The following is a 25,139-nucleotide window of genomic DNA, read 5'->3' on the forward strand; positions in this document are numbered from 1 at the left end:
AGTTTGAAACTTATTAAAAAGTGTAATCTTAAAAGTATTAAGTGTAGGCTATTTATTGTAATTGTTTTATCGTTTTTTTTGCCTCTTCTATTTTTCTTGTGCAATTTTTTTATTGAGTATCAGGATTTAAGAAGTGACATCTCTACAAATCTTACCTTTGTGTCAGAAAGATATAAAGATACAATAGAAGATTTTATCTCAAGCGAATTTTCTAAACTAGAATTGATTGCCTCCCTTGAAAGCGTAAAAGGCGCCTCCCCTGAGTTGGAATCTACGTTAAGAGCTGTAAAGGTAGCGTTTCCTGAAGTTCTGAGTATTTCATATGCTAATATATTAGGCCAAATCGTCTACTCATCGAACAATGTAAAAGGTATTTCTGTTGCCAATATGGGGTATTTTATAAAAGCTGTAAAGGGAGAGAGATCGGTTTCTGGGCTTCTTTTGTCAAAAATTGATGGTGAGAAAGTAATAGTTTTTGCTGTACCAGTTTTTTCAAGACAAAATTTTGTAACAGGTGTTTTGATTTCAGAAATACCAATTAAAGTTTTTTATAATCTTGTAGTACCATTAAATAATTTAATGAGTAAGGAAGGGCTTAACGTTCGTTTTGCTTTGTTAGATCAGAATTCAAACGCGATCGCTTCTATTCCTAGTAATTCTTATCAATTTACTAAAAATGATTTCAGAAATTTTTTGTCAAATCCTATTAATGTTTTTAGTCTTATGTTTTTTGATAGGTGGCTTAGCAACGAGGTGAGCTTAGCTGGTACTGGTTGGTCAGTATACTGTTCTATCCCCTCTTTGTCTTATTTTGGAATTTTTAAACTAACCTTTTTTGAAATATTTGTTAGTCTTTTAATCCTCTTTCTCTTATCTTTTATTAGTTACTTCTTTGTCTATAAGGAACTAGCAAAGCCTCTTAAGGTGCTCGAGGAGTTGTTTAGCAAACAAGGGGAAAGTATTAAACAGATATGTTCTATTAATTTAAATACATTTACTTTAGAGTTTAGAGAGCTGTTTAGCAATGTTATTAAAATTTGGATAGAGTTAGATCAAAAGGATGCTAAATTAGAAGCAGCGAATAAGGAGTTAAGAGCTGCAGAAAAAAGATATAGAGCTTTAGTTGAAAATTCGCTTACGGGAATATTTATGTTTGCACCTGATTTTACCTTTAGATATGTAAATGTACAATTTGCTAGCATTTTTGGATATTCTGTTGAAGAGCTTTTAGTTAAATCGCCACTTGATCTGTTTACACAGGATGGTCAGGAGGCAATAAGATCAGTGATTACCGAGGAAGGTACTGTAAAGGACGATCGGTTTCACTCAATTGTTACAGGTGTTCATAAGAACGGTACTTTACTGTATATAGAAATGCTTCTGACTTATCTCCTTGATGACGATGGCGTATATCTATTTGGTACTATAGCCGACGTTTCAGACAAGGTAGCCTATCAGAGAAACCTGGAATTTTTGAGCTATAAGGATTCGCTTACCGGGATATATAACAGGAGATTTTTCGAGGAGGAGTTAGCAAAGCTTAGCATTTCAAAACTAAAAAGAAAGGTTGCAATAGTTGTTGTAGATATTGATTGTCTAAAGTGGGCAAATGATAGAATTGGACACGCAGAGGGGGATAACTTGATAATTCGCACTGCTCGTTTATTAGAAGACATCTTTAAAGAAATTGGTTTAGTTTGTCGAATTGGTGGGGATGAGTTTGCAATAATTTGTACAGATTTTAGAAATGATGAATTAAACTTTGCAATTGATAGGCTGAAAAGGAGTATGGGATTAACCGAGGGTGAGCACGTGCCATTATATCTTTCCTTTGGCGTAGCATCTGGTCATGTGCCAGGAGATGATTTGCAGGAGATCTTTAGAAGGGCTGACGATGCGATGTATCTGGATAAAGGATCTCATCATGATGTTGTGTACAACGTATTAAAAATTTATGCAAAGGAACGTGGTATTGAATCCTAGTCTTTTGGTAGGCAGAAGCTAAGCGGTGAGGCTATTAGAGGTATTATGGCTATAACGTAAAATGCTGAAATTAATCCGTAGCTGTCTGCTATCATTCCTAGTAAAGGGGCAATTATTCCTCCAACACTAACTGCAAGTCCAATAGTTACACCTGATGCCAAACCCATACTATTGGGAAGGTATTTCTGTCCAAGAACTACCATTGGGCTAAATGCCATATATACTGCAAAACCTATAGGCACTAAGAGTGCCATTGCTAAAACTTTATTGTCTATAAAAGGGAACAAAAGAAGGGCTGGCAATAGAATAATAAAACCCAACCTAACTATGTTGACGTATCCAAGCCTATCGGCTAAATTGCCACCTATTATTGTTCCTATAGCTCCCATTAAAAAGAAAACAGCAAGCGCAGTACTTCCTTCTGTTTGTGAAGCGTGGTAATAATTTATCCACAAAAGATGAATAAAGGTATTTAGGCCAAAGAATATGCTTGATCTGCAAAACACTATGCCAGTGAGAATTAAAAATGCACCAATCTGGTTTTTTGTATTTCTTGCCCAGGCAGTTTTCGTTTCTTTTGGACTTTTAAGTATTTTGTCAAAAAACGGAATATGAGGTATAAACAGAATTGCCATAAAAAGGCTTAATATAAATAAAATAATTGTAGCATGGAACCCAAAATGCAATATTGCTATTGTAGCTAAGATCGGCCCAAGAGCATAGCCACCATTGCCTCCAAGCGCAAACAATGAAAGACCGCTTGCCTTTTTACTCCCTGCGAGTTTGTTAGCCAAAAGAGCCCCCTCTGGGTGAAACATAGCAACCCCTAATCCGCTAATCGATATAATGCAAAACAATATTATATAATTTGGAATATACCCAGACAGACCAATGCCAAGTCCAGCTAAAAATATTCCAACTATCATCATCCATACTCGAGCGTGTTTATCTGCCATTATTCCAAATAATGGTTGAACTAAGGATGACAAAAAGTTTGCGGCGAAAATAAGGCCAGCTGCTTGGGCGTAATTTAGACCGTGTACAGTTATCATAAAGGGGAGCAAAGCTGGGAGCGCACCCTGATTTAGGTCGGTAAAAAGATGTCCCATCGTTAACAAAAATAAATACTTATAGTTCATTTAGAACCTCCAAGGGTATAACTGGTTTTTTAATATTTTAAATTATTAAACAGTTTATTTCAAAAGCTTTTTATATGTCAAATTTTTTATTTACTGTCTTGGTCAAAAATTTGCTATACTGATGTCTCTATAAGCTTTATAACTTTTATAAAAAATTTATTGGATATGGAAGGTGATAGTTATGGATCGTAATGAAAATGACAAGATAGTGTTTGAGAGTGGAGCAATTTATGAGGGAAGCACGCTCAATGGGGAACCTCATGGAAAGGGGAAGATGATCTACGTTGATGGTACAACTTACGAAGGTGATTTCGTTAATGGTAAAAGACATGGAAGGGGAAAGATTATTTGGTTAACTGGCGATGAATATGATGGTGAATGGGCAAATGATAGGATAAATGGCTATGGTACTTTCACTTTTCATGATGGTAGGCAGTACGTTGGCGAATGGAAAGATGACAAAGAAAACGGTTATGGGAGACTTAGCTTTCCTGATGGACGCTATTACGAGGGAGATTGGGTTGATGGTAAGAAGCAGGGTAAAGGCGAATTTTCCTGGCCTGACGGCACCTTTTATATAGGGGAATTCTACCACGATCACTTTAACGGCCAAGGTATATTCTGTCAGGCTGACGGCACCAGGTTTGCTGGTACATTCAATATGAACAGGACTGAGGGTAGAGCTGTGGTTACATATGCTGATGGTTCATGGTATGCAGGCGGCTATCTTAATGGCAAAAGACATGGATTTGGGGTACTGGTATTGCCAGACATGACAAGATATATAGGTGAATGGAAACAAGATTTAAAACACGGAGAGGGTAAACTCGTAAATCCTGATGGGAAAATAGAAAATGGGGTTTGGGAAGATGATGAACTTGTAGAAAAATAAGTTCTATTCATTTCCCTAATTTTTTGCTATTTATTATGTTTATGAATCTATAAAAATTATTAATTTATTATATATTTAATTATAGATTTACTTGATTTATAATGTAAATAATTGTTTAGGATTTACCCAAAGGAGGGTAAACAGTGAAAGTAGCTGTAGCTGGCAAGGGTGGTGTGGGGAAGACTACTGTGTGCGCATGGTTTGCTGACTTTCTTTCAAGAGAGGGAAAAGATGTTCTCTTGATAGATGCCGATTCAAACGCAACGTTGGGCTTGACTTTGGGGTTTTCTGAAAGTCAATTGCCTACTCCTATATCTGAAGAATTAGAGCTAATTAATTCAAGAGTGGGAAGCGGGCTTATAAATCTGAATCCAAAGGTAGAAGACATTCCTGAAAGATATTCTGTTAAAAAGGACAACATTAAGCTATTAGTCCTTGGAGGCATAAAGGCTGCTGGTAGCGGGTGCTCTTGTAATGCAAATGCGTTTCTAAAGGCCCTCCTTGCACATGTAGTGTTAGAAAGAGATGAAATAATTTTGGTAGATTTGGAGGGGGGGATAGAACATCTGGGTAGGGGTACTGTAGAGGGAATGGATGCGCTGATAGTTGTAAGCGAGCCAACATTGGTAAGTTTTAAAACAGCAAAAAACATATCTTCAATGGCATCTGAACTTGGATTAACAAAAAGGTTTCTTATTTTTAATAAAGTATATCAGGACAATTTCAAGTTTGATGCTTCAGGATACTTTGATAATATCAATTTTATTGATTTTATACCCGATCTTGTGAGATTAAGCACTTCTAATTCATGTATTTTGGATATCGAACAAAGAAAGGCGTGCGACTCAGTTTTTTCTGAGATATATAAATATCTGAATAAGGAGGACTAAAATGGCACGAAGCCAGGAAGAGATTGAAGAGCTAAGTATCTGTAAGGATGCTCAGATAATGATCGAAAAGGCCGAAAAGGACGGCGTTGTTACTGTATGGGATAGGTTTAAAGCTCAGCAGCCACAATGTACATTTTGTAAACAGGGCCTTTCATGTAGAAATTGTTCTATGGGACCCTGTAGGATAGTGCCTGGCAAGGAGAGAAGCCTTGGCGTGTGCGGTGCTAATGCAGATACAATTGTAGCGAGAAACTTTGGTAGGGGAGTTGCGGCTGGCGCTGCAGCCCACTCTGATCACGGAAGGGATCTACTCGAAACTCTTGATGCAGTTGCAAACTCAGAGACGCAAGGCTATGAAATTAGAGATGTGGCCAAGCTCCTAAGGATAGCCAAAGAATTGGGCATTGATACAGAGGGAAAAGAAACTTTGCAAGTAGCAAAGGATCTTGCCAGCACTCTTTTTGACGAGTTTGGCATGAGAAAAGGTAATATTGGTTTTACGATGAGGGCACCAGAGGTAAGAAGAAAGCTCTGGGAATCCTTAACAATCTCGCCAAGAGGCATAGACCGCGAAGTGGTAGAAATGATGCACAGAACCCATATGGGCGTAGATCAGGATCCTGTAAGCTTACTTTTGCATTCTGCAAGGGTGTCGCTTTCTGATGGCTGGGGAGGATCGATGGTAGCTACCGAGTTGTCAGATATTCTCTTTGGCACCCCTAAGCCAGTGGAGTCAAAGGTTAATCTGGGAGTGCTTAAAGAAGACGAGGTAAACATACTCGTTCATGGGCACAGCCCGATAGTTTCAGAGGCAGTTCTGACCGCAGTTAGAGATAAAAACAACATTGAGAGAGCAAAGGCGGCAGGCGCAAATGGCATAAATTTAGCTGGTCTTTGCTGCACTGGCAATGAGCTTTTGATGAGACAAGGGATTCCTATGGCGGGGAATCATCTTATGACAGAGCTAGCTATCGCTACAGGTGCTGTGGAGTTAGTCATAGTAGATTATCAGTGTATAATGCCAGGCTTGATTCCTGCAATGAATTGTTATCATACTAAAATGATTACAACCTCGTCAAAGGCGAAGTTTCCAGGGGCTGAGCATGTAGAATTTAGTGTAAAGAATTCGCGAACTCAGGCGCAAAAGCTTGTTGAAATGGCAATTGAGCTCTACAAGAAGAGGGATAAAAACAGAGTTTTAATACCTGTTGAGCCCGTTCCAATGATGAGCGGTTTTTCAAACGAGGCAATATTAGAAGCCTTAGGCGGATCTCTTGCTCCACTTCTGGATGCCATAAAATCTGGGAAGATAAGAGGGGTAGCAGGGCTCGTTGGTTGCAATAACCCGAGAAGGAAACATGATTATTGCCATGTAACACTTACAAAAGAATTAATTAAAAATGATATATTGGTTTTAGGAACAGGCTGTTCTGCAGTAGCCATGGGCAAGGCAGGACTTTATATGCCAGAAGCAGCATCACTTGCTGGCCCTGGTTTAGCCTCAGTTTGTAAGGCTCTAAATATACCTCCTGCACTGCATGTGGGAAGCTGCGTAGATAATTCAAGAATATTGCATCTTTGCGGTTTGGTTGCAAAAGAGCTCGGAGTTGATATCTCTGATCTTCCTGTAGCAGGGTCAGCGCCTGAGTGGTATTCAGAAAAGGCACTATCTATTGGGCTTTATTTTGTAGCAAGCGGGGTGTATACTGTCCTGGGAGTTACTCCAAACATTACTGGCAGCAAGCTTGTCACAGATTTAGCACTTGATGGCCTAACCAATGTCTTGGGAGCATGTTTTGCTGTGGAAACTGACCCGCATAAGATGGCAGAACTGATGATTAAACATATAAATAAGAAGAGAAAGAAGCTTAATCTGCCTGTATAAATTTGCACAAAACATAAAAGGCCACCTAAGTGGCCTTTTATTAAGCTTTAATAATAAAGTTTATAAATAAACTATTATATAAGGAGATATTATGGGGAAAATATTGTCTATTAATGTCAGCAAGAATAAAGGCGAAATTAAAAGACCAGTTAATGAAGTTTTATTGATAAAGGATTTTGGAATTGAAGGTGATGCACACTTTGGCTTTGGTCACAGACAAGTTAGTCTTTTGAGTATATTTAGCCTTAATAGAGCGAGAGAAAAAAATAAAGACTTGAGTTTTGGAGATTTTGCAGAGAATTTTACTGTTGATATGGATTTGAGTACACTTAAGGTAGGAACGAAATTAAAGTTGGGCAATTCTATAATATCTATTAGTCAAATTGGAAAAGAGTGTCACACAAGGTGTGAAATTTACAAAAAGACAGGAGATTGTATAATGCCTAAAGAAGGCTATTTTGCCTCGGTAGAAGAGGGGGGAGTAGTTAAGGTTGGTGATACAATTGAAATAGTTGAGAAGTGATAAATTAAAAAAGGGGTAAGTTATGTTTGATGTTGCAGTAAACAATTGTCTTATACCAGACTTTGAAAAAAATACATTTTTAAAGGTTTGTGTAGGCATTCAAGGAAATCTAATTTCATATATCGGTAAAAAAAGGATTGATGCAGAAGTTGTAATTGAAGCAGAAAATAAAATACTTACTCCCGGTTTAATTGACGGTCACTGTCACGTAGAAAGTTCGATGTTGCCTCCATCTGTTTTTGGAAATTTGGTTGCACAATTTGGTACTTTATATGTAGTCTCAGATAATCATGAGATTGCTAATATTCTTGGGGTAAAGGGAATTAGGCTTTTTATGAAGGATGCAAGGTCTTCTTTGTCAAAGATCTTTTTTGCTATACCATCAAGCGTTCCTGCTACAAGATTTGTGAAATCTGGTGCAAAGATAACTGCAAAGAGTATAAAGAGGCTAATAGAAGAGAGAGATGTAATTTCTATAGGAGAGATGATGAACGTATACGGTGTTATAAATGATGATGAGCCTTATAGGTCAATAATAGAACTTGCAAAAGAAAAAAATATTTTAATCAATGGCCACTTTCCTTTTAAGGATCGTGAAATGTTAGGTAGATACATTTCAAAAGGTATTTCAGATGATCACGAAAGTGAGACCTATGACGATCTGAAAAGCAAAATAGAAGCAGGAATGTTCGTGTTTATCAGAGAGGGCAGCGCTGAAACCACACAAGATCTGGCTTATAGGATAATTTCAGAATATCCAGATAGGGTGGGTTTTTGTACAGATGATAAAAACGTTTTTGATCTTAAAAAAACTGGAAGCATAATATTTAATTTAAGAAAGGCTATAAAATTAGGCATAAATCCTATACTTGCCCTGAGGGCTGCAACTTATAACACCCTTAATCATTACGGTTTAAATAAATATTCTCAAATAAAAGAGGGCAATTTTGCCAACCTTGTTTTATTTAAGGACTTTAAAGAATTTGAAATCAGTAAGGTAATAGTTAACGGGAAAATAATAGAAAGATTTAGCAAAGAGAAAAAGAGGTTTTCAAAATTATTCTTTAATACCTTTAAAGTAACCAAAGACGATGTTGTAATACCTGAGATAGAGGAGAGATTAAAGTCTTTTTGTATTTTAGTAAAGGACAAGAGTCTTATTACAGAACTATTTTCTACTGAGAAAAACGAATTTGATCTATCAGGAGACATTCTAAAGTTAGTAGTTATTTCTCGATACGAGAAAAGTAAAGGTGCAGCGTGTAAAATTAAGGGATTCGGATTAAAAAGAGGGGCTATTGCAACGTCTATCTCTCATGATTGCCACAACGTTATATGCGTAGGAGCTGACGATCTGTCTATTAAAAAGGCTGTTGAAAAGGTGTTTGAGCTAAAAGGAGGCCTTGTCTATTTTGATGGAAATGAATTTACACAGGTAGGGCTGCCATTAGCTGGAATATTGTCAGATTTAGATGAAGATAGTTTAATCGATGATCTTACCAGGATAAACAGTATTGTTAGAAAAAATGGTTCTTCCTTAAGTGATCCATTTGGAACATTAAGTTTTATGGCGCTTGAAGTTATTGGCCATGTGAAACTAACTGTGAATGGGCTCTTTGACGTTGATAGATTTAAGTTTATTTAACTTTTAGCCCAATAAACCCTTGCGTTTTCCAGAAAAAAGTTAACTTATTTATTCGTGTAAGTGCGCTCAGGTGACTCTTTATAACAGTCACAGCAATCCAGTATTGAGCAAGAGAATTATTTATTTCAAGAGATGATAAGACATCAGATATTATCTCTTCAAAAGACACACTCCTCTTTAGGTGCGACCACTTTTGTCCCTTTCCCTTTAAATGAAAAAGCGGTTCTGAAGTGGTCAGCATGCCCGTGAGTCAGAAGTAAATATTCTGGGTTTATTTTTTTGTGGTTGTGCATCTCCCATGGCGTATCTATCATACAATTATCATAAAATCCGCAGTTTACTGGACCCAAAATACAGTATATTTTTTTACCGATTTTCTCTTTCATTTTTTTATTATATCAAAAAATGCTTCGCTTCATTGAAATTAAAATTTATTTTGATAAAATGTAAAAAATAATAAATGGGGGTATGCCATGAAATATTTAAAAGTTCTAGCTGTTTTATTTTCTATGTTTATCTTCCAGGGGATAGCATTTGCTGATTTTGTAACAGTAAAGGACCCCAACACTTCTTGCCAAATAAAATTGTTAAAGCCTTTAGGACAAGGCGAGTCTATTTCGTGGTCGGGAGCTTGCGAGAACGGTTTTGCAAGTGGGGAGGGCATTTTTGTTATCTATGATAAAAATGGTGTTGAAAAATATAAATATTCTGGAGCGATGAATGATGGCATCAGAGAAGGTTTTGCAACTATTGTTACGAAAGAGCTTACATATGAAGGGTATGTTAAGAATTGTCTTCCAGAGGGAAAAGGTAAACTTACATATTCATCAAGCACGTCGAATATAGTTTCATATGAAGGGGAATTTAGAAATGGTCTTTTTAATGGAAAGGGAACCATGATTTATAAGGACAAAAGCGTCTATACTGGGGAATTCAAAAACGGCTTGAGAGACGGTTATGGAACGTTTAAAGACTCTAATGGAAAAGTTATTTATGACGGCATTTGGAAAGAGAACGTATTCTTAGGAAAAAATAGCTCTGAGAATTAAAAGCTAAATGAGATAGAAGACGTTGTTATACCAAAGGACTTGGATAGTTTTTGGGGAATAAAATTTGGAATTACAAAGAAGGAATTAGAAGATATCTTAAGACAAAAAAACCTAAACTATTCATTTAAAAACTTGTCAGGTAATTCATTTTTCTATATAGAAAAGACAACCTTTTATAAAACCCCTTCAGTAATACATCTTTATCTTAATGAAAGGGGGCAATTTTATAAAGGCGGGGCAGTTTTATTCGTAAAAGAGGAAGATGCAATGGGATTAGTAAATTCTTTGGTGAGCGATCTCAACCAAAAATACGGTCATTTTTATAGCGATAAAGGTGAGTATTTAGAAAGAGAAGTTCAATGGCTCTTTAGGTCGCCTGAAGGTGTACAAAGTGCCATATCATTGGCTCTTAAAGCTGATCCCAACTTTCCTGGCTTTATCGATGTCTTCCTTCTTTACACTCATGGTGTTGAGGTTGATAAGGTGCAGAAAAATCAAGAAGAAAAAACACGCGATCTATGAATGTTCTATTTCAAAGTTAATTTTTTCCATTACATCCTTGTAAAACATCTTTGGAGTTACGTTAAATACAATAAGAAAAGCCTTCTCCCAGGATATGTTGTTATGCATTAATTTGTACATCTGCTGGATTCTGGAAAAGTCGTCTCCTGTCAGGTGGAGTACCATAAGGGTTGCAAGCTGATAAACTGGTATGCCCTTAGCCATACAATCTCTCCATGTATAGTCATTTAGTGTTTCTGGATCTGGTAGAGGATTGTGCGTTTTTTTTACATATATATTTAATCTTGCCAGTGGATCTTGAAATGCTATCTCTTTTGAAGTAATGCCAGCCTTTACCATGGCAATATACCTAAATGCCTCTGGGGTGCCCTCTTCAAACCATATAGGAACGTTTTGTTGTTTTCCGAATTGCCTTTGGACCTGGTGAAATGTCTCATGTGGAAGAACCCTAAATGCCTCTGCTTTGTACTTATCAAGCCTTTCAGAACCCTTAATTATAATAATAGGCGCCTTTGTAGAACTTTCTCCAGCTGAGATGGCTGCATCTTTTTCTGCTAAAGATTCTGAGTAATGAAAATACTCAATTAAAGCATTCTTATAGTCTTCTTTGTCCTTTGTTAAGATTACATTTATTCTTTCGTTTAATACAAAACCATAATCTTTTATCATCTCGTTGGTGGTATTAAGTGCCAATTTTATATTATCAATTTCGTTTTGGGTAACTCCAGGTCTGATTATTAACTGAAATATCTCAGCATTTGCTACACCGTTAGGAAGAGCTGACAATAGGAAAATAAAGAAGAATATTGTAGAAACAAGACGTTTGATCATATTCTCTCCTTAAATTTAGAATTTGGTATATGCATATTATATCTTATAAATTTAAAGTAACCGGGAACATCCTTTTAAATTTCTGTACATCTTCCTATATAATACATAATATTAATTTTCAAGGGAGGTTTTGGTGGTGGATAGAAATCAATTAGATGGGATGTTACAAAGAACGCTAAACAAAAGATATTTTAATGTGATTTTGCCATTATTTATTGCTTCTGTATTAGCCTTTCTCGATCGCCTCAATCTGAGCTATGCTGCACTGACTATGAATAAGGACCTAGGATTTTCACCTGAGGTTTTCGGCTTTGGTGCAGGTATTTTGTTTTGGGGATACGTACTTTTTGAGGTTCCTGGCGCTATAATTGCTGCTAAATGGAGCGCATCAAAGTGGATTGTGAGAATTCTTGTTACATGGAGTATTGCGACCTCTCTTATGGCCTTTGTTAGAACGCCAATAGAGTTCTATATTGTTCGATTTTTAATAGGAGCCGCTGAGGCAAGCTTTTATCCTGTTTGCTATGCTATTTTTTTCCCAAGATGGTTTGCCCCAAATGAAAGGGCTAAAGCAATTTCTATAATGCTTACTTCACTATTGGTTGCAAGTATCATTGGCTCGCCTTTGGCTGGTATTATAATTGGTGCATCAATGTTTAATATGGCCGGCTGGCAGCTTTTATTCCTTATAGAAGGTTGTCTGTCACTTCTTCTTGGCATAGTTTTGTGGTTTTGGCTTAAGGATTGGCCAAAAGATGTTAATTGGTTGACAGCTGAAGAAAAACTTCTTTTTTCCGATTTTTATCAGCATGAAATAGCTGCAAAAAACAATGTAAGAAAATATACTTTGTGGGAAGGGCTTAAAGATCCTGAGGTTCTAAAACTTGGATTTACATATTTTATGTGGATTGTGGGATTTTGGGGCTTTGGTTTTTGGTTGCCCACTGTTTTAAAATCAGTTTCTGGTTTATCTAATGCAAATGTAAGCTTTTTGGTTACGATTCCAATGGTGTTTTCTCTAATAGGTTTTTTAATTGTTGGCAATTCTTCTTCGAAGAGACGAGAAAAGAGATATCATGTAGCGATACCCCTCTTTATGGGGGCAATAGGTCTAGCTGGTACAGTGCTTATTCAAGACCCAGTTTTAAACTTTGTTTTTATTAATCTTGCTGCAATTGGCGTCTATAGTGGTATGGGTGTATGGTGGTCTATCCCTACTACTTTTTTATCTGAGACTGCAGCTGCGGGAGCTGTTGGATTGATTAATTCTATCGGTAACATTGGAGGTTGGGTTGGCCCATTTTTAATAGGAATTGTAAAGACATACACAGGTTCTTATACGATAGCATATCTGTGCTTAGCTATGTCTTTGGTTATTTCAGGGCTGTTAATTTTAACTTTACCAAAAAGGCGTCCTACTGATAGTCTTTAGCCATAAAAATTAAATTCGACCACTTGACATTTATTTGTTGAGCAATATAATATTTTACTGTTAGCATTCATCAAAAGTGAGTGCTAACAATTGTTAAAAACTTATGGAGGTGATTCTATGAATCTTAAACCATTGGGCGATCGCATTATTGTAGAGCCTGTGGAAGCTGAAGAGAAGACTGTATCGGGCATTGTACTGCCGGATACTGCAAAGGAGAAGCCACAAGAAGGAATCGTGGTAGCCGTTGGTCCAGGTAGGATTCTTGATAATGGGACAAGAGTTCCATTAGAGGTAAAGGTAGGAGATAGAGTTGTATTTGCCAAATATGGCGGTACAGAGATTAAGATTAACTCAAAGGATTATCTAATTCTTTCAGAACGTGACATATACGCTATTAAAGGATAATTAGGAGGTGAATTTATGGCTGCTAAAATGATAGCATTTGATGAAGAGGCAAGGAGAGCACTTGAGAGAGGTGTCAACGCTGTTGCTGATGCTGTAAAGGTGACGTTGGGACCAAAGGGTAGAAACGTGGTTTTAGAGAAAAAGTGGGGATCCCCTACAATTACTAACGATGGTGTAACAATCGCAAAGGAAATTGAGTTAGAAGATCCTTATGAAAATATGGGAGCACAGCTTTTAAAGGAGGTTGCGTCAAAAACTAATGATATAGCTGGTGATGGTACAACTACTGCAACCGTTCTGGCTCAGGCTATGGTTCAAGAGGGTCTTAAAATGGTTGCAGCTGGCGCTTCACCACTTTCTATTAAGAGAGGAATAGACAAAGCTGTTGAAGTTGTAATTCAAGAAATTAAAAAGATGAGCTTGCCTGTTGAAACCAAAGAAGCAATTGCACAAGTTGCAACAATATCTGCTAATGATAGGTTTATTGGAGAGAAAGTTGCGGAAGCAATGGACAAAGTCGGGAAAGATGGCGTAATAACCGTTGAGGAGTCAAAAGGTATTGAAACTAGCGTTGATATAGTTGAAGGTATGGAGTTTGATAAAGGTTACGTATCTCCTTATCTTGTTACCGATCCTGAAAGAATGGAAGCAGAACTTGACGAACCATATATTCTTATTACAGACAAGAAGATAAGTGTTCTTAAAGATATTTTGCCAATTCTTGAGGATATAGCAAGAAACGGTAAGCCAATGCTTATCATTGCTGAAGACGTCGAGGGCGAGGCTCTTGCAACTATTGTTGTTAACAAGCTTAGAAAGACATTAAATGTGGTTGCTGTAAAGGCACCAGGTTTTGGTGATAGAAGAAAGGCAATGCTTCAAGATATAGCCATTCTAACTGGTGGTGACGTTATATCAGAGGATGTTGGTTTGAAGCTTGAAAATACTAAAATTGAAAATCTTGGAAGAGCGGAAAAGGTAAAAGTTACCAAAGAGAAGACAACGATTATCAATGGCAAGGGTTCAGTTGAGGCTATTAAGGGCAGAATTGCTCAGATCAAAAAGGAAATCGAACAGACAGATTCAAACTATGACAGAGAAAAACTTCAAGAACGTTTGGCCAAGCTCTCAGGTGGCGTTGCGGTTATCAAAGTAGGGGCTGCTACAGAAACCGAACTGAAGGAGAAGAAACACCGTATGGAGGATGCCCTTTCTGCTACACGCGCTGCTGTTGAAGAGGGTATAGTACCTGGTGGTGGAGCTACGCTAATTCATGCCTTGAAGGCTCTTGAAAAGTTAGATTATGAGGGCGAAGAAAAGGTTGGACTTGAAATTGTTAAGAAGGCACTCCAAGTTCCCTGTAAGCAAATAGCATTGAATGCTGGCTTTGAGGGTTCAGTTGTTGTGGCAAGACTTAAAGAGGAAAAACCGGGCATCGGATTTGACGCTTCAAACGGAACCTATGTAGACATGGTAAAGAGTGGAATTGTAGATCCTGCAAAGGTGACTCGTTCGGCAGTTCAAAATGCTGCTTCGATTGCGGGTATGATCCTTACTACTAATACCCTTGTTGCTGATAAGCCTAAGAAAGAGTCTCCAATGCCATCTGCTTCAGGCGGCATGGGAGGCATGGGAGGTATGGGAGACTTCTAAAATATCACATCTAAATTTATAAATATCTTCTTTTACTTATTCCCCATTCCAGTTAGCTGGAATGGGTTTTTTTATAAAATTTAATTAAACAATGTTATTGAGCTTTAAATTGAATATTTTTTTGTTTTTTTGATTTATAATTTATAATATACATATAGATAAAGGGATTTAATATTTTAATTAATAGTAATAATTATTAAATCTGAAGGGGGCAACATATGAAAAAACTCTTTAAGTTCTTTTTGGATCTCTCTTTACGGAAAAAGTTAGGTTTTTCTGTCTTTGTAAGCTTTCTTGTTTTTGGCCTATTTCTTTCGGGCGGTGGTCTGCTGCAGTTAAGCAATGCCTTTAATGCTTCTGCAAACTATGACGTAAAGACTCTTTACGATGGTGCAAACATGCTTATTGAGAATGACATATCAACGGCAAAACAAATGGCTATAGTGATTTCAAAAGAACCTGATGTAATTTCTGCAATTAAGTCAAATAATACGGCACAGCTTCAAACTATTTTAAGCAGCTATGTGAAGGATCATCCAGGATTTTATATTACTGTAGTAAACCCTCAGGGACAAGTATTAATGAGGGGGCACGATCCTGAAAAGAGGCTTGATTATCTAAAAGAAGCTACTGAGATAGATAGAGCTCTTAAGGGAGAAGTAGTAGCTGGATTTTCAAAGGGCAATGTCTCGGGTTTATCTATTAGGGCAGGTGCACCTATAAAGGACGAAACTGGCAAGATCATTGGTGCGGTTTCAACAGGCATGATGATATCTGGGTCTACTCAAATTGTAGATCAGATTAAAGAGAAAATGGGGGCAGAAGCTACATTTTTTGATGGTGATACACGTGTTAGCACTACTCTCACTAAACAGGATGGTTCACGCGCTATCGGAACCAAGATGGATAACCCAAAGGTTATAGACACTGTCTTAAAAGAAGGCAAACCACTACAAATTAAAATTTCTCTTTTTGGCAAGCCTTACTACTCATATTATGCACCCTTGAGAGATATAGATGGTAAGGTTATAGGGATGTTTTTTGTTGCAAAGAGCGCAGAGTTCTATGATTCTCAGTTATTTAACTTTACATTAATACAATTTGGCCTTAACTTGCTTGCAATCATCATAGGTATCGCACTACTTTTGTTCGCTTTAGAGATATTCTTGATGAAGCCAATAAACAAAACTGTTGACGGAATAGAGAGAATAGCGAGGGGAGATATCAGCACTAAGATGCAGCGAGTATACGAAGATGAGATGGGCACTATTGCAAAATCTATTGAAAGAATGAGACAAAGCCTTGTAAGCATTATCTCTAATATCAACTCATCTTCGAACGAGATTTTAAATATTTCAGACCAACTATTAAAAGTATCTGATTCGGTATCTTGTGCGGCTCAGGAAGCTTCTAAAACCTCTGAGGGTACTGCAAAGGGCGTAGAAACTCTCTCCAATATTGCGCAAAAGTTGACAAATAGCGCTCACGTGCTTATTGGAGGTATTAGTGCTATCGCAAAGGGAGCAGAAGAGCAGGCCACGAACGCATCTTCAATTGCGGAAAGCATAGCAAATATTGCAAAGAATATCGATACACTCCAAAAGGCTAGTATGGGAGTAAATAACCTTGCAAATACTGTAGATAAAAAGGCTAAGAACGGTCATGATATTCTTGCCAAAAGAGAAGAGTTGGCCGAGAGAATTGCAAAAGCAGTTGACGATTTGTCCAAAAATATCGGCATTCTCGATCAAAGATCTGACGATATCGGCAAAATTGTCGATCTAATTTCAAATATAGCTGATCAGACAAATCTCCTTGCCCTAAATGCTGCTATAGAGGCTGCAAGGGCTGGAGATGCCGGAAGAGGCTTTGCTGTAGTAGCTGATGAAGTTAGAAAGCTTGCTGAAGAATCGCAGAAGGCGGCAAACGAAATAGCTGTCTTGATAAATGAAACAAGAAGGGAAACTAAGGCTGCATCAGCGTCAATGGCTGAGGCATTGTCCGAGGTGGATGCAGGAAGGTCCCTCTCATCTGAGGTAAAGGAATCCTTTAATATGATTACTGTTAATATTGCAGGATTGTTAAAGCAGATAGCTAGAGCAAAGGATAGCGTAAATGAAGTTACAAGTGGCATAAAGAATATTGAGGCAAACGTTAGTAACTTAGCTGCACTTTCAGAAGAATATTCTGCTAGTGCAAACGAGATGAACAATGCTGCTCTAGATGTCCAAAAAGAGGTTGAGAACGTAGCCGCAATTGCTGAAGAGAGTGCTGCTTCTACAGAAGAAATATGTGCAACCACACAGGAGCAGACAGGAATGATGGAGCAGCTTAGAAAGATGTCAGAATCCTTAAAAGAAAAGATAGAGAAGCTTGATAAAGAAGTTGATAAGTTCAAACTATAAATAACCGGATATTTTTAAATTTAACAAAACCTAGAAAGGGCGATGCAAATAAGCCCTTTCTAGGTTTATAAGGTACGATTTGATTTCCCTAAATTCTGTGTCTTGACCGAAAAAGCCGCCTAAATCATTTGCAGAAACAACTCTGTGGCAAGGAATAATAATTGGCAGAGCATTTTTCCTACACGCATTGCCAACTGCTCTTGTTGCGAGGGGCTTGTTAATTTCTTTTGCTATGTCAGAATACCTTTTAACTTCAGCGTATCCTATATCCAAAATTTTTTGCCAAACAAGCTTCTGAAATTCAGTACCTGAAAACTTGTAACGAATGTTAAATTTTTTTCTTTTTCCATTTAGATATTCAATTATTTGACTTACTTCGTCTTGTAACTTTAAGTCATCTCTCTTGATCACGTTTTCCTTGTAGAACCGAGAAAAACTATTATCATTAAGAAATACCTTTATAACTGACTCGTTTTCTTTTACTATATATATACTAGAATATCTGTAAGAAATAGAAGAAAAATAAATCACTTAAGGAGTTTTACTAACTTTATTTCAAAGCCATCTTTTTCGTTTGGTTTTACTTTTACTATAAATTCAACAGCGTAGTTGGTTTTGTACATAAAGTTTGTGCCCGAGATAAAGGCTGCACCAGTATTGTCCTCTATTACTGTGTCTGATTTTGTGACCAACGTTCCCCAAATTTCATTTGTGTTAACTGGTCTTGACCATCCGAGAAATCTGGCATTTAGTCTGACAAATTTATTTATATACTTATCAGGATTATCTTTAATATCCCTTAGTGTAACCAAAGGAATTTTGTCAGCTGGCGAAATATAAACATCATAAGTTAGTGCTTTTGAATTCTCTTTGTCTGATTTGACAATTATCTTTGTATTTGAGACATCTTCGGCAATTGCTTTGAAATAATAGATTTGATGGCTTGGCAAACTCTCATCTCGCGTTAATTCAACGAGGCTCTTATCGTAATCTATAGAAAACTTACTATTATCTTGATTTTCTATACTAATTTCAAAATATTCGCCAGGCAATACAAGGTTTGTCTCTCCTTGTTTAAGAAGCATTTCATTTTGAGAGAGATCGCTAAGGTTAAATTCTGCATATGAAGTTTTTGCGACTAGTATTAGCAAGGTTAAAATTAAAAAGATAAAGGTATACTTTTTCATTTTTTTCTCCTTCATTTCTAAGTTATTTTAAACTCTTTTGGCTGTATCTCTTTCCAATTTGTATTGCTATAAATTATAATCTCTAAATCGATTAACTTCTTTATTTCTTTGTCAAAACTAAATATTGAATCATGACCCGGAATAAAATTAGTTGCTATCCTTTTTGCTCTTTTCAACGACTCTCTATAGTCGTTTATGTCTCCAAAAACAAGCAGTGTGTCTAATTCGTTGTAGAACTCTTTAATATTTTTGACAGCATCTCCTCCTATCAAGGTTTTAGTCTTTTCTAAAAGATATCCCATAGATCCTGGCGTGTGTCCAGGTAAATCTATTGCGACTATGTCATCTAAAATCTTCTCGTTATCTCTCAAAATTATGGGATTTCTATTTAAAAGATAACTTATCATAGACTTGGGTACGTAAAGATCTGATGCCTTTTCGAATGAACCGCTTGTAATGTAGTTATATTCTCTTTCTGACAAATAAATCTTAGCATTTTCAAAAAGCTCAATGTTTATTGCATGGTCAAAATGAAAGTGAGTAAGAAATATCCCCTTTATTTCTGATATGCCTACTTTATGACTTTTCAGCGAATCCAAAAGCTCTTGTCTATCCCCATAGCTGCCAGTATCGAAAAGAAAATAACCATTTGATGTTGCCATCAATACTACATTGCACCATCCAAGCCACCCTCTGTTTGATTTTGCAGGAAAACCCTGTAAAACAACTTTCAATCTATCCATTTTCTGCCCCCAATATTTTTGATCTTAATATATTATAGAGGAAATCTTGTCATAACAATATATAATTTTAAGAAACTAGATTAAATAAGAGGTGAATAATGTTTGACTTTCAAAGATATCCATATCCCTCAAGAAGACACGTTTATCTTGCAAAAAATGGAATGGTACTAACCTCTCAGCCACTCGCATCTCAGGCGGGTCTGTCTGTTTTACAAAAGGGAGGCAATGCTGTTGACGCAGCATTAGCTGCCGCTGCCGCCCTTACGGTGGTTGAACCAACTTCATGCGGAATTGGTGGAGACTCATTTGCTATTATTTGGAAGGATTGTAAACTTTATGCATTAAACTCAAGCGGGTTTGCACCTTCAAATATAAACCTTGAGCTCTTAAACAAGAAAGGCTTTAAGAAAATGCCTAGATTTGGTTTTGAATCTATTACCGTTCCAGGCGTAGTTTGGGGGTGGGGAGAGCTTTCGTCAAAGTTTGGAAGGCTAAGTCTTTCTGAAGTATTTGCTCCAGCAATAGATTTAGCCCGTTATGGATATCCTGTATCTCCTCTAATTTCTAGATTATGGGAAAATTTTTACAATCTTATCTCTGAACAAAAGGGAGATGAGTTCAGGTACTGGTTTGAAAACTTCGCAAAGGATGGAGCACCAAAGCCTGCCTCAATATTTAAAAACGAAAATCTTGCCAGAACCTTAGAGGAATTGGCTATAACTAATTGCAAGTCCTTTTATGATGGTTTAATAGCAGAAAAAATCGTTTCATTCTTTAAAAAACACAATGGTTATATAACCGAGATCGACCTGAAGGATTTCAAAGGAGAATGGGTAGAACCTATAAAAATTGACTATCATGGATATGATATATGGGAGCTTCCCCCAAACGGTCAAGGAATAGTTGTTCTTATGGCATTAAACATCCTAAAACGCTTTGAAATTCCAAGGAAGGATAGCTTGTACTTTCACAGGTGTATTGAAGCGCTAAAATTATCCTTTGAAGATGCCCTATCTTATGTTGGAGATATTAAGTATATGAATAAAGAGGTCTCAGAGTTCCTTAGCGAGGAATATGGGCTTAACAAGTCAAGGATTATATCAGATAGAGCATTTTTGCCAAAAACTCAAAGTGCGTATTGTGGGAATACTGTATATCTTTGCACTGCTGATGGCGATGGGAATATGGTTAGTTATATACAAAGCAACTACATGGGTTTTGGATCTGGAATAGTGATAGATGACACCGCAATTGCTATGCACAACAGAGGAGCAAATTTCGTTCTTGAAGAGAATCATCCAAATTGTATTGCACCAAGGAAAAGGCCATATCATACAATTATCCCTGGCTTTATAACAAGAGGTAATATTGCAGTTGGGCCATTTGGGCTAATGGGTGCCTTTATGCAGCCTCAGGGTCATGTTCAGGTTCTTGCAAATATGATTAATTTCTTGGACAACCCTCAGGCTGCACTTGATGCCCCAAGATTTCAATGGCTTGGTGGCAAAAAAGTGCTTGTCGAAAGTGGAATTGATAAAAGTATAATAGATGATCTTTTAAAAATGGGGCACGATATAGAAGTTACTACAGATTCAATAAGTTTTGGTCGGGGGCAGATTATTGTCAGATTAGACAATAAAGTTTTGGTCGGGGGATCAGAGCCAAGAGCCGATGGATATGGCGCATGTTATTAAATATAGATAATATAAATCAAGTATTATCTGTTGATCCAAATATTTTAATTAGGGACATGAACTTAGAACTGTTAAGGGGGAATCTTGTTTTCTTGCCAACTGCCAATCAGCTTTATTCGCAGCTAAAGCTTATTGACCTTTTTTATTTAAAATTGCCTAATCCGTCTCATCATCTTTATGGTTCTATCTTTAATTTTGCTCTGGGCGGTAGTTTTGAGACAAAATTTGGTAAGAAAATTGACTTAAATAAAAAGGTTGTAAAGTGCGCGAGCGGTTATGATTTTACAAGATTTTTGTTAGGCTTTAAAGAGTTTGCTAAACCGACAAGTTTAGTGCTCAGACTTCACCCAAATAGAGAAAACAAGGTTTTTAATTTTTATCTCGAAATTTCTCAATTAGCTAATTTGAATTCTATTTTAGAACAATTAAGAATTGAGCCCTTTGCCTTTTATTTAATAAATAAGCAAAATTCTTCTGATAACTTCTATGTCACCCTTATAGTTAGAAAAGAGGTATCAGGTGAGATTGAAAGTAAGTTAAAGGTTTTAAATGACAATAATTTAGAAAATCATAAAGTTGTAGAACTAAGTTTTCCTAATGATGCGAGCTTGATTAAAAGAATAAAGTTTGACAAAAAGGACTTTGTTAATGAGGCAAGATGTATTAAAAATATTTTAAAAAACCAAAATATTAACTGCATAGAGATTCTTTTCCCGCTAATAAACCTTGTTTGTTTGGTTTTTAAAGAATTTAGCGATCTGGAAAAATTCGAAAAAGCCTTTTTGGCTAAATTTTCAGATGATCAAGGTTTTTATTCTTACGACTTTAATGATAAGGTTAATAAAATAAAGGCTAATATCCTTAAAGTAATTCAAAAAAATGATTTCAAAAATACTTATATTAATTATATTAATAGCTCATCAGCATCATATCCTAAATTCAAAAAAGAACTTGAAAGAGTTGCAAGCAAGAAAAACATAACTGACGATGCAGAAGATCTCTATTTGTACTCTTATGATGCAACGTTTAAGAGCTCTTTGCCTGAAATAGTAGTTTTCGGAGAGTCCACCCAACAGATTTCTAAAGTCTTGAGTCTTGCGAGCAAGTATAAGATTCCTGTTACCTGCAGGGGCGCTGGCACAAATCTTTCCGGGGGGAGCGTGCCATTAAGAGGTGGAGTATCCCTTGTGCTAACCCAAATGAATAAAGTTATTGAACTTAGTGAGAAAAATAGATTAGCTGTTGTAGAGCCTGGAGTTGTAACAAAAGAGCTTGCAGATTTTGCTTCTAAAAAGGGACTATTTTATCCTCCAGATCCTGCAAGTAGTGCATGGTGTACTATTGGCGGCAACGTATCAGAGTGTGCAGGAGGGCCAATGTGTTTTAAATATGGTGTTACTAGAGACTACGTTGAATTTCTTGAAATTGTTTTGTCAGATGGCAGTGTGATAAGAGTAGATGCATTTCAACATCCAGAGGTAATTGATTTGTTTATTGGTTCTGAGGGTACATTAGGGATATTTACAAGGATAGGCTTAAGACTTATAAAAAAACCAGAAACAAGAAATCTCTTTTTGATAAGCTTTAAAGATCTCAAAGATGCGGCAGCTTGTATAAACGATATAATAAGCCAGGGTATAATGCCTAAGACTTTTGAGATAATGGATAGAAGTGCTATAGACTTAGTAAAGGAATATGTCTTTTTTGATATATCTTTTGACACAAATGCCTTGCTTATTTTAGAAATTGATAGTTCTGTGGAAGAAGTTGAATCTGATGTAAGTGTAATTAAAAAATATTTGAATTCGAAAGGTTTTAAATTTATTTTGGCTAAAGATAACTTTGATATGGATAAGGTTTGGACTTTGAGAAAAGCTATATCTCCAGCGTGCGGAAAAATAGCTCCTACAAAGATCTCTGAAGACGCTACCGTACCGCGTTCGAAAATTTCTGATATGATAAAAGGGATTAAATCAATTGCCAAAAAATACTCTTTGAAGATAATAATCTTTGGACACGCTGGGGATGGCAATTTGCATCCAAATATACTTACTGATAAGAGAAATGAAGATGAGATGGCAAGAGTAAATGAGGCTATAAGGGAAATATTTGAATTGGCAATAAGTCTTGGCGGCACGCTTTCAGGTGAACATGGTATAGGTTATATGAAAGCACCATATTTAGGTCTTGAATTTGATGAAGAGACTATAAAGCTTGGAAGAGCAATAAAAATTGCTTTAGATCCAAATAATATTTTAAATCCAGATAAGATTTTCGTTTAAAACAACTAGTTGACAAAAACCTTCTGAAGTATGATAATAATAATAATTATTAATATTATTAAGGAGGTTTGAAAATGTCATTTCCGCTTTTAGGTGAAAAGATTGAAAACAAAAAGGTTAAAACTACTCACGGCTTGATAAATCTTCCAGATGATTATTCAGGAAAGTGGGTTGTTTTATTTAGCCATCCCGCTGATTTTACACCAGTTTGTACAACTGAATTTGTTGCTTTTCAGAAAAAGTTAGATGATTTTAAAGCACTAAACACAGAACTCATAGGTCTTTCGATAGATCAGGTGTTTTCTCACATCAAGTGGATAGAGTGGATTAAAGAAAAACTTGGGGTAAGTATTGAATTTCCTATAATTGCTGATGATATGGGTGATGTAGCGAAATCCTTTGGGATGATACAGCCTGCAAAGGGAACAAATACAGTTAGAGCAGTATTCGTGATTGATGATAAGGGTGTTTTAAGGCTTATCTTGTACTATCCGCAAGAGTTGGGGAGAAATATAGACGAAATTCTAAGAGCGGTTAGGGCACTTCAAGTTTCTGACAAAAATAAGGTTGCTATTCCGGCAAATTGGCCTGAAAACGATTTGGTTGGAAGGGATGTAATAGTTCCACCACCTTCTGATGTAAGTGGCGCAGCAGAAAGATCAGGTGAGGCTAATTGTTTTGATTGGTGGTTTTGTCACAAGAGTCTTAAGTAAAACTTATAATTTTTTAGATTTAATGTAATAACATTTTGGCAGCTACAGAATTATTAATTTTGTAGCTGCTTTTTTTTGGATATTTTTAACCGTAAATTTTCAAAAAAACACTATTTTATGTCTTTATTTATGTTAACATATTAATCTATGCAAAAAAGAATTGACTGGGTAGATAAAGCGAAATTTTTTGGGATATTCTGGATAGTTTTTGGCCATACTACCTATTTTTCTCCTGAAATATTAATTAAATATGCCTACTCATTTCATTTAGCTCTTTTTTGGTTTATAGCAGGTTTTGTATTTAATCCAAAGTTTGATATGACTCCTCGTCAAGTTCTTTTAAGAAACATAAGAAGATATATCATCCCCTATTTCTTTTTTGGAATTCTTATTTATATATATTCAGTGATTATCCTGACACCACATAAAATTGTTTTTCTTACATATTTTACAAATCTTTTAATAGTAAAGGAGAATCAATTTACAACTCCCCTTTGGTTTTTGCCTGCGATATTTTTTGTCTCTACTGTGTATGACTATTGTTTAAGGCTTTCAATGAAGAGGTATATAATCTTCGTTATTTTTATTTCCTGTATATGTATTGAAACACAAATTGAAGCTATAAGCTCTTCTTTAAAACTTTTTGACAATACACAGCTATTCTGGATAAGAGCTATTAGAAGCTATGCAATTTTATTTTTTTGGGGGATAGCAGCTGGTTTTATATGGTTTGGCTTGGGATACCTTTTCAAAAGCTCTAAATTTTTGAATACCTTGCTAAATAACTTTATCGGGGTAAATAGATTTAAAGTGTTTTTTCTTTTATTTGTTTTCCTTTTAAACATGGTGCTTTTTTTACTGATTGATGAATTTGATTTGTTTCATGGTCTATTTTTTTCTGATTTTCTGGGATATTTTGTTACCATTAGCGGTATAGCCTTCTGGCTTTATGTATCAAATATTACAAAAAATAATCGCTTTATGCTTTACTTAGGCAAGAATACCCTAATAGTTTTCACCCTTCATGAGGCAATATTTTATTTGTTTCAAAAAGTTAACGAATATCTTTTTTGCAACTTCGGTTTCCCCGATCTTTTTATAACCAGAAAAAGACTTTTTATCGAACAGTGTGTCACTGGATTTAGCTTGACAGTTGTTTCCTTGCTTTTTTCTGTGCTTGTAATATGGTTTCTAAATAAGTACTTTTATATCTTTTTAGGGAGAAAGATTAAGGGCAGTAATTAATAATTAATGAATAAAAAATTA

The 25,139-nt window shown here is 36.2% G+C and carries 22 protein-coding genes; 16 read left to right on the top strand and 6 right to left on the bottom strand.

Features of this window, described 5'->3' with window-relative positions:
- The first annotated feature begins 3 nt into the window (after window positions 1–3).
- A complete protein-coding gene (locus ACWIUX_RS04940) occupies window positions 4–1,983 on the top strand; it encodes a diguanylate cyclase (protein ID WP_448589618.1) in 1,980 nt (659 codons plus the stop codon).
- Here the strand turns inward: ACWIUX_RS04940 and ACWIUX_RS04945 are convergent.
- Window positions 1,980–3,122: an MFS transporter gene (locus ACWIUX_RS04945; RefSeq protein WP_448589619.1), complete on the bottom strand. Its 1,143-nt coding sequence runs from the start codon at window positions 3,120–3,122 to the stop codon at window positions 1,980–1,982. The two genes, ACWIUX_RS04940 and ACWIUX_RS04945, sit on opposite strands and share 4 nt — an antisense overlap.
- 181 nt (window positions 3,123–3,303) lie before the next feature.
- Between ACWIUX_RS04945 and ACWIUX_RS04950 the strand changes: the two genes are divergently transcribed.
- From ACWIUX_RS04950 to ACWIUX_RS04970, 5 genes are all read left to right on the top strand, one after another.
- Window positions 3,304–4,014 carry a hypothetical protein gene (locus ACWIUX_RS04950; RefSeq protein ID WP_448589620.1) on the top strand — a complete coding sequence of 237 codons (711 nt, stop codon included), beginning with the start codon at window positions 3,304–3,306 and terminating at the stop codon, window positions 4,012–4,014.
- Window positions 4,015–4,157: 143 nt separating this feature from the next.
- Window positions 4,158–4,904 (top strand): ATP-binding protein, encoded by a 747-nt coding sequence (locus ACWIUX_RS04955; protein ID WP_448589621.1) that lies wholly within the window; start codon window positions 4,158–4,160, stop codon window positions 4,902–4,904.
- A 1-nt stretch (window position 4,905) separates the two neighbouring features.
- Window positions 4,906–6,789, top strand: a complete 1,884-nt coding sequence (cooS, locus tag ACWIUX_RS04960) for an anaerobic carbon-monoxide dehydrogenase catalytic subunit (protein WP_448589622.1) — start codon at window positions 4,906–4,908, stop codon at window positions 6,787–6,789.
- Window positions 6,790–6,880: 91 nt separating this feature from the next.
- Window positions 6,881–7,312, top strand: a complete 432-nt coding sequence (locus tag ACWIUX_RS04965; protein ID WP_448589623.1) for an MOSC domain-containing protein — start codon at window positions 6,881–6,883, stop codon at window positions 7,310–7,312.
- 22 nt (window positions 7,313–7,334) lie between these two features.
- Entirely contained in the window at window positions 7,335–8,957 is a 1,623-nt protein-coding gene (locus ACWIUX_RS04970; RefSeq protein ID WP_448589624.1) for an adenine deaminase C-terminal domain-containing protein, read from the top strand.
- On the opposite strand, the gene ACWIUX_RS04975 is transcribed toward ACWIUX_RS04970, so the two are convergent.
- The gene (locus tag ACWIUX_RS04975) at window positions 8,950–9,126 is read right to left on the bottom strand and encodes a hypothetical protein (RefSeq protein ID WP_448589625.1); all 177 of its coding nucleotides are present in this window, start codon (window positions 9,124–9,126) and stop codon (window positions 8,950–8,952) included. The two genes, ACWIUX_RS04970 and ACWIUX_RS04975, sit on opposite strands and share 8 nt — an antisense overlap.
- Window positions 9,127–9,430: 304 nt before the next feature.
- Between ACWIUX_RS04975 and ACWIUX_RS04980 the strand changes: the two genes are divergently transcribed.
- Together ACWIUX_RS04980 and ACWIUX_RS04985 are read left to right on the top strand one after the other, a co-directional pair.
- Window positions 9,431–10,006 carry a hypothetical protein gene (locus ACWIUX_RS04980; protein ID WP_448589626.1) on the top strand — a complete coding sequence of 192 codons (576 nt, stop codon included), beginning with the start codon at window positions 9,431–9,433 and terminating at the stop codon, window positions 10,004–10,006.
- A gap of 39 nt (window positions 10,007–10,045) precedes the next feature.
- Window positions 10,046–10,528 carry a hypothetical protein gene (locus tag ACWIUX_RS04985; protein ID WP_448589627.1) on the top strand — a complete coding sequence of 161 codons (483 nt, stop codon included), beginning with the start codon at window positions 10,046–10,048 and terminating at the stop codon, window positions 10,526–10,528.
- Here ACWIUX_RS04985 and ACWIUX_RS04990 read toward each other — a convergent pair.
- The gene (locus ACWIUX_RS04990) at window positions 10,523–11,359 is read right to left on the bottom strand and encodes a hypothetical protein (RefSeq protein ID WP_448589628.1); all 837 of its coding nucleotides are present in this window, start codon (window positions 11,357–11,359) and stop codon (window positions 10,523–10,525) included. The genes ACWIUX_RS04985 and ACWIUX_RS04990 overlap by 6 nt on opposite strands.
- A gap of 136 nt (window positions 11,360–11,495) precedes the next feature.
- Here ACWIUX_RS04990 and ACWIUX_RS04995 point away from each other — a divergent pair, with 136 nt between their 5' ends.
- From ACWIUX_RS04995 to ACWIUX_RS05010, 4 genes are all read left to right on the top strand, one after another.
- On the top strand, window positions 11,496–12,791 hold the full coding sequence (locus ACWIUX_RS04995) for an MFS transporter (protein ID WP_448589629.1): 1,296 nt from the start codon (window positions 11,496–11,498) through the stop codon (window positions 12,789–12,791).
- A gap of 117 nt (window positions 12,792–12,908) precedes the next feature.
- Window positions 12,909–13,196: a co-chaperone GroES gene (gene groES / locus ACWIUX_RS05000; protein WP_013755425.1), complete on the top strand. Its 288-nt coding sequence runs from the start codon at window positions 12,909–12,911 to the stop codon at window positions 13,194–13,196.
- A gap of 15 nt (window positions 13,197–13,211) precedes the next feature.
- Entirely contained in the window at window positions 13,212–14,849 is a 1,638-nt protein-coding gene (gene groL, locus ACWIUX_RS05005) for a chaperonin GroEL (protein ID WP_448589630.1), read from the top strand.
- A 218-nt stretch (window positions 14,850–15,067) separates the two neighbouring features.
- Window positions 15,068–17,254: a methyl-accepting chemotaxis protein gene (locus ACWIUX_RS05010; protein ID WP_448589631.1), complete on the top strand. Its 2,187-nt coding sequence runs from the start codon at window positions 15,068–15,070 to the stop codon at window positions 17,252–17,254.
- Between the two features lie 30 nt (window positions 17,255–17,284).
- On the opposite strand, the gene ACWIUX_RS05015 is transcribed toward ACWIUX_RS05010, so the two are convergent.
- The 3 genes from ACWIUX_RS05015 to ACWIUX_RS05025 all read right to left on the bottom strand — a co-directional run bounded on the left by ACWIUX_RS05015 (window position 17,285) and on the right by ACWIUX_RS05025 (window position 19,184).
- On the bottom strand, window positions 17,285–17,665 hold the full coding sequence (locus tag ACWIUX_RS05015; RefSeq protein ID WP_448589632.1) for a methylated-DNA--[protein]-cysteine S-methyltransferase: 381 nt from the start codon (window positions 17,663–17,665) through the stop codon (window positions 17,285–17,287).
- A gap of 116 nt (window positions 17,666–17,781) precedes the next feature.
- On the bottom strand, window positions 17,782–18,441 hold the full coding sequence (locus tag ACWIUX_RS05020; RefSeq protein WP_448589633.1) for a hypothetical protein: 660 nt from the start codon (window positions 18,439–18,441) through the stop codon (window positions 17,782–17,784).
- Window positions 18,442–18,458: 17 nt separating this feature from the next.
- Window positions 18,459–19,184 carry an MBL fold metallo-hydrolase gene (locus tag ACWIUX_RS05025; RefSeq protein ID WP_448589634.1) on the bottom strand — a complete coding sequence of 242 codons (726 nt, stop codon included), beginning with the start codon at window positions 19,182–19,184 and terminating at the stop codon, window positions 18,459–18,461.
- A gap of 98 nt (window positions 19,185–19,282) precedes the next feature.
- Here ACWIUX_RS05025 and ACWIUX_RS05030 point away from each other — a divergent pair, with 98 nt between their 5' ends.
- The 4 genes from ACWIUX_RS05030 to ACWIUX_RS05045 all read left to right on the top strand — a co-directional run bounded on the left by ACWIUX_RS05030 (window position 19,283) and on the right by ACWIUX_RS05045 (window position 25,118).
- Complete coding sequence (locus tag ACWIUX_RS05030) at window positions 19,283–20,878, top strand: gamma-glutamyltransferase family protein (protein ID WP_448589635.1); 1,596 nt, start codon at window positions 19,283–19,285, stop codon at window positions 20,876–20,878.
- On the top strand, window positions 20,869–23,160 hold the full coding sequence (locus ACWIUX_RS05035; RefSeq protein WP_448589636.1) for an FAD-binding oxidoreductase: 2,292 nt from the start codon (window positions 20,869–20,871) through the stop codon (window positions 23,158–23,160). Before ACWIUX_RS05030 ends, ACWIUX_RS05035 begins: the two co-directional genes overlap by 10 nt.
- Before the next feature lie 74 nt (window positions 23,161–23,234).
- Window positions 23,235–23,873, top strand: a complete 639-nt coding sequence (locus ACWIUX_RS05040) for a peroxiredoxin (protein ID WP_448589637.1) — start codon at window positions 23,235–23,237, stop codon at window positions 23,871–23,873.
- 147 nt (window positions 23,874–24,020) lie between these two features.
- Window positions 24,021–25,118 (top strand): acyltransferase family protein, encoded by a 1,098-nt coding sequence (locus tag ACWIUX_RS05045; RefSeq protein WP_448589638.1) that lies wholly within the window; start codon window positions 24,021–24,023, stop codon window positions 25,116–25,118.
- The last annotated feature ends 21 nt before the right edge of the window (window positions 25,119–25,139 follow it).

This window comes from Thermodesulfobium sp. (assembly GCF_053498235.1).

Bases quoted from the DNA above. Each gene is read 5' to 3' on its own strand.
- ACWIUX_RS04945 (WP_448589619.1), bottom strand. From the start codon at position 3,122: ATGAACTATAAGTATTTATTTTTGTTAACGATGGGACATCTTTTTACC.
- ACWIUX_RS04950 (WP_448589620.1), top strand. From the start codon at position 3,304: ATGGATCGTAATGAAAATGACAAGATAGTGTTTGAGAGTGGAGCAATT.
- cooS (WP_448589622.1), top strand. From the start codon at position 4,906: ATGGCACGAAGCCAGGAAGAGATTGAAGAGCTAAGTATCTGTAAGGAT.
- ACWIUX_RS04965 (WP_448589623.1), top strand. From the start codon at position 6,881: ATGGGGAAAATATTGTCTATTAATGTCAGCAAGAATAAAGGCGAAATT.
- ACWIUX_RS04970 (WP_448589624.1), top strand. From the start codon at position 7,335: ATGTTTGATGTTGCAGTAAACAATTGTCTTATACCAGACTTTGAAAAA.
- ACWIUX_RS04980 (WP_448589626.1), top strand. From the start codon at position 9,431: ATGAAATATTTAAAAGTTCTAGCTGTTTTATTTTCTATGTTTATCTTC.
- ACWIUX_RS04990 (WP_448589628.1), bottom strand. From the start codon at position 11,359: ATGATCAAACGTCTTGTTTCTACAATATTCTTCTTTATTTTCCTATTG.
- groES (WP_013755425.1), top strand. From the start codon at position 12,909: ATGAATCTTAAACCATTGGGCGATCGCATTATTGTAGAGCCTGTGGAA.
- groL (WP_448589630.1), top strand. From the start codon at position 13,212: ATGGCTGCTAAAATGATAGCATTTGATGAAGAGGCAAGGAGAGCACTT.
- ACWIUX_RS05010 (WP_448589631.1), top strand. From the start codon at position 15,068: ATGAAAAAACTCTTTAAGTTCTTTTTGGATCTCTCTTTACGGAAAAAG.
- ACWIUX_RS05020 (WP_448589633.1), bottom strand. From the start codon at position 18,441: ATGAAAAAGTATACCTTTATCTTTTTAATTTTAACCTTGCTAATACTA.
- ACWIUX_RS05025 (WP_448589634.1), bottom strand. From the start codon at position 19,184: ATGGATAGATTGAAAGTTGTTTTACAGGGTTTTCCTGCAAAATCAAAC.
- ACWIUX_RS05030 (WP_448589635.1), top strand. From the start codon at position 19,283: ATGTTTGACTTTCAAAGATATCCATATCCCTCAAGAAGACACGTTTAT.
- ACWIUX_RS05035 (WP_448589636.1), top strand. From the start codon at position 20,869: ATGTTATTAAATATAGATAATATAAATCAAGTATTATCTGTTGATCCA.
- ACWIUX_RS05040 (WP_448589637.1), top strand. From the start codon at position 23,235: ATGTCATTTCCGCTTTTAGGTGAAAAGATTGAAAACAAAAAGGTTAAA.
- ACWIUX_RS05045 (WP_448589638.1), top strand. From the start codon at position 24,021: ATGCAAAAAAGAATTGACTGGGTAGATAAAGCGAAATTTTTTGGGATA.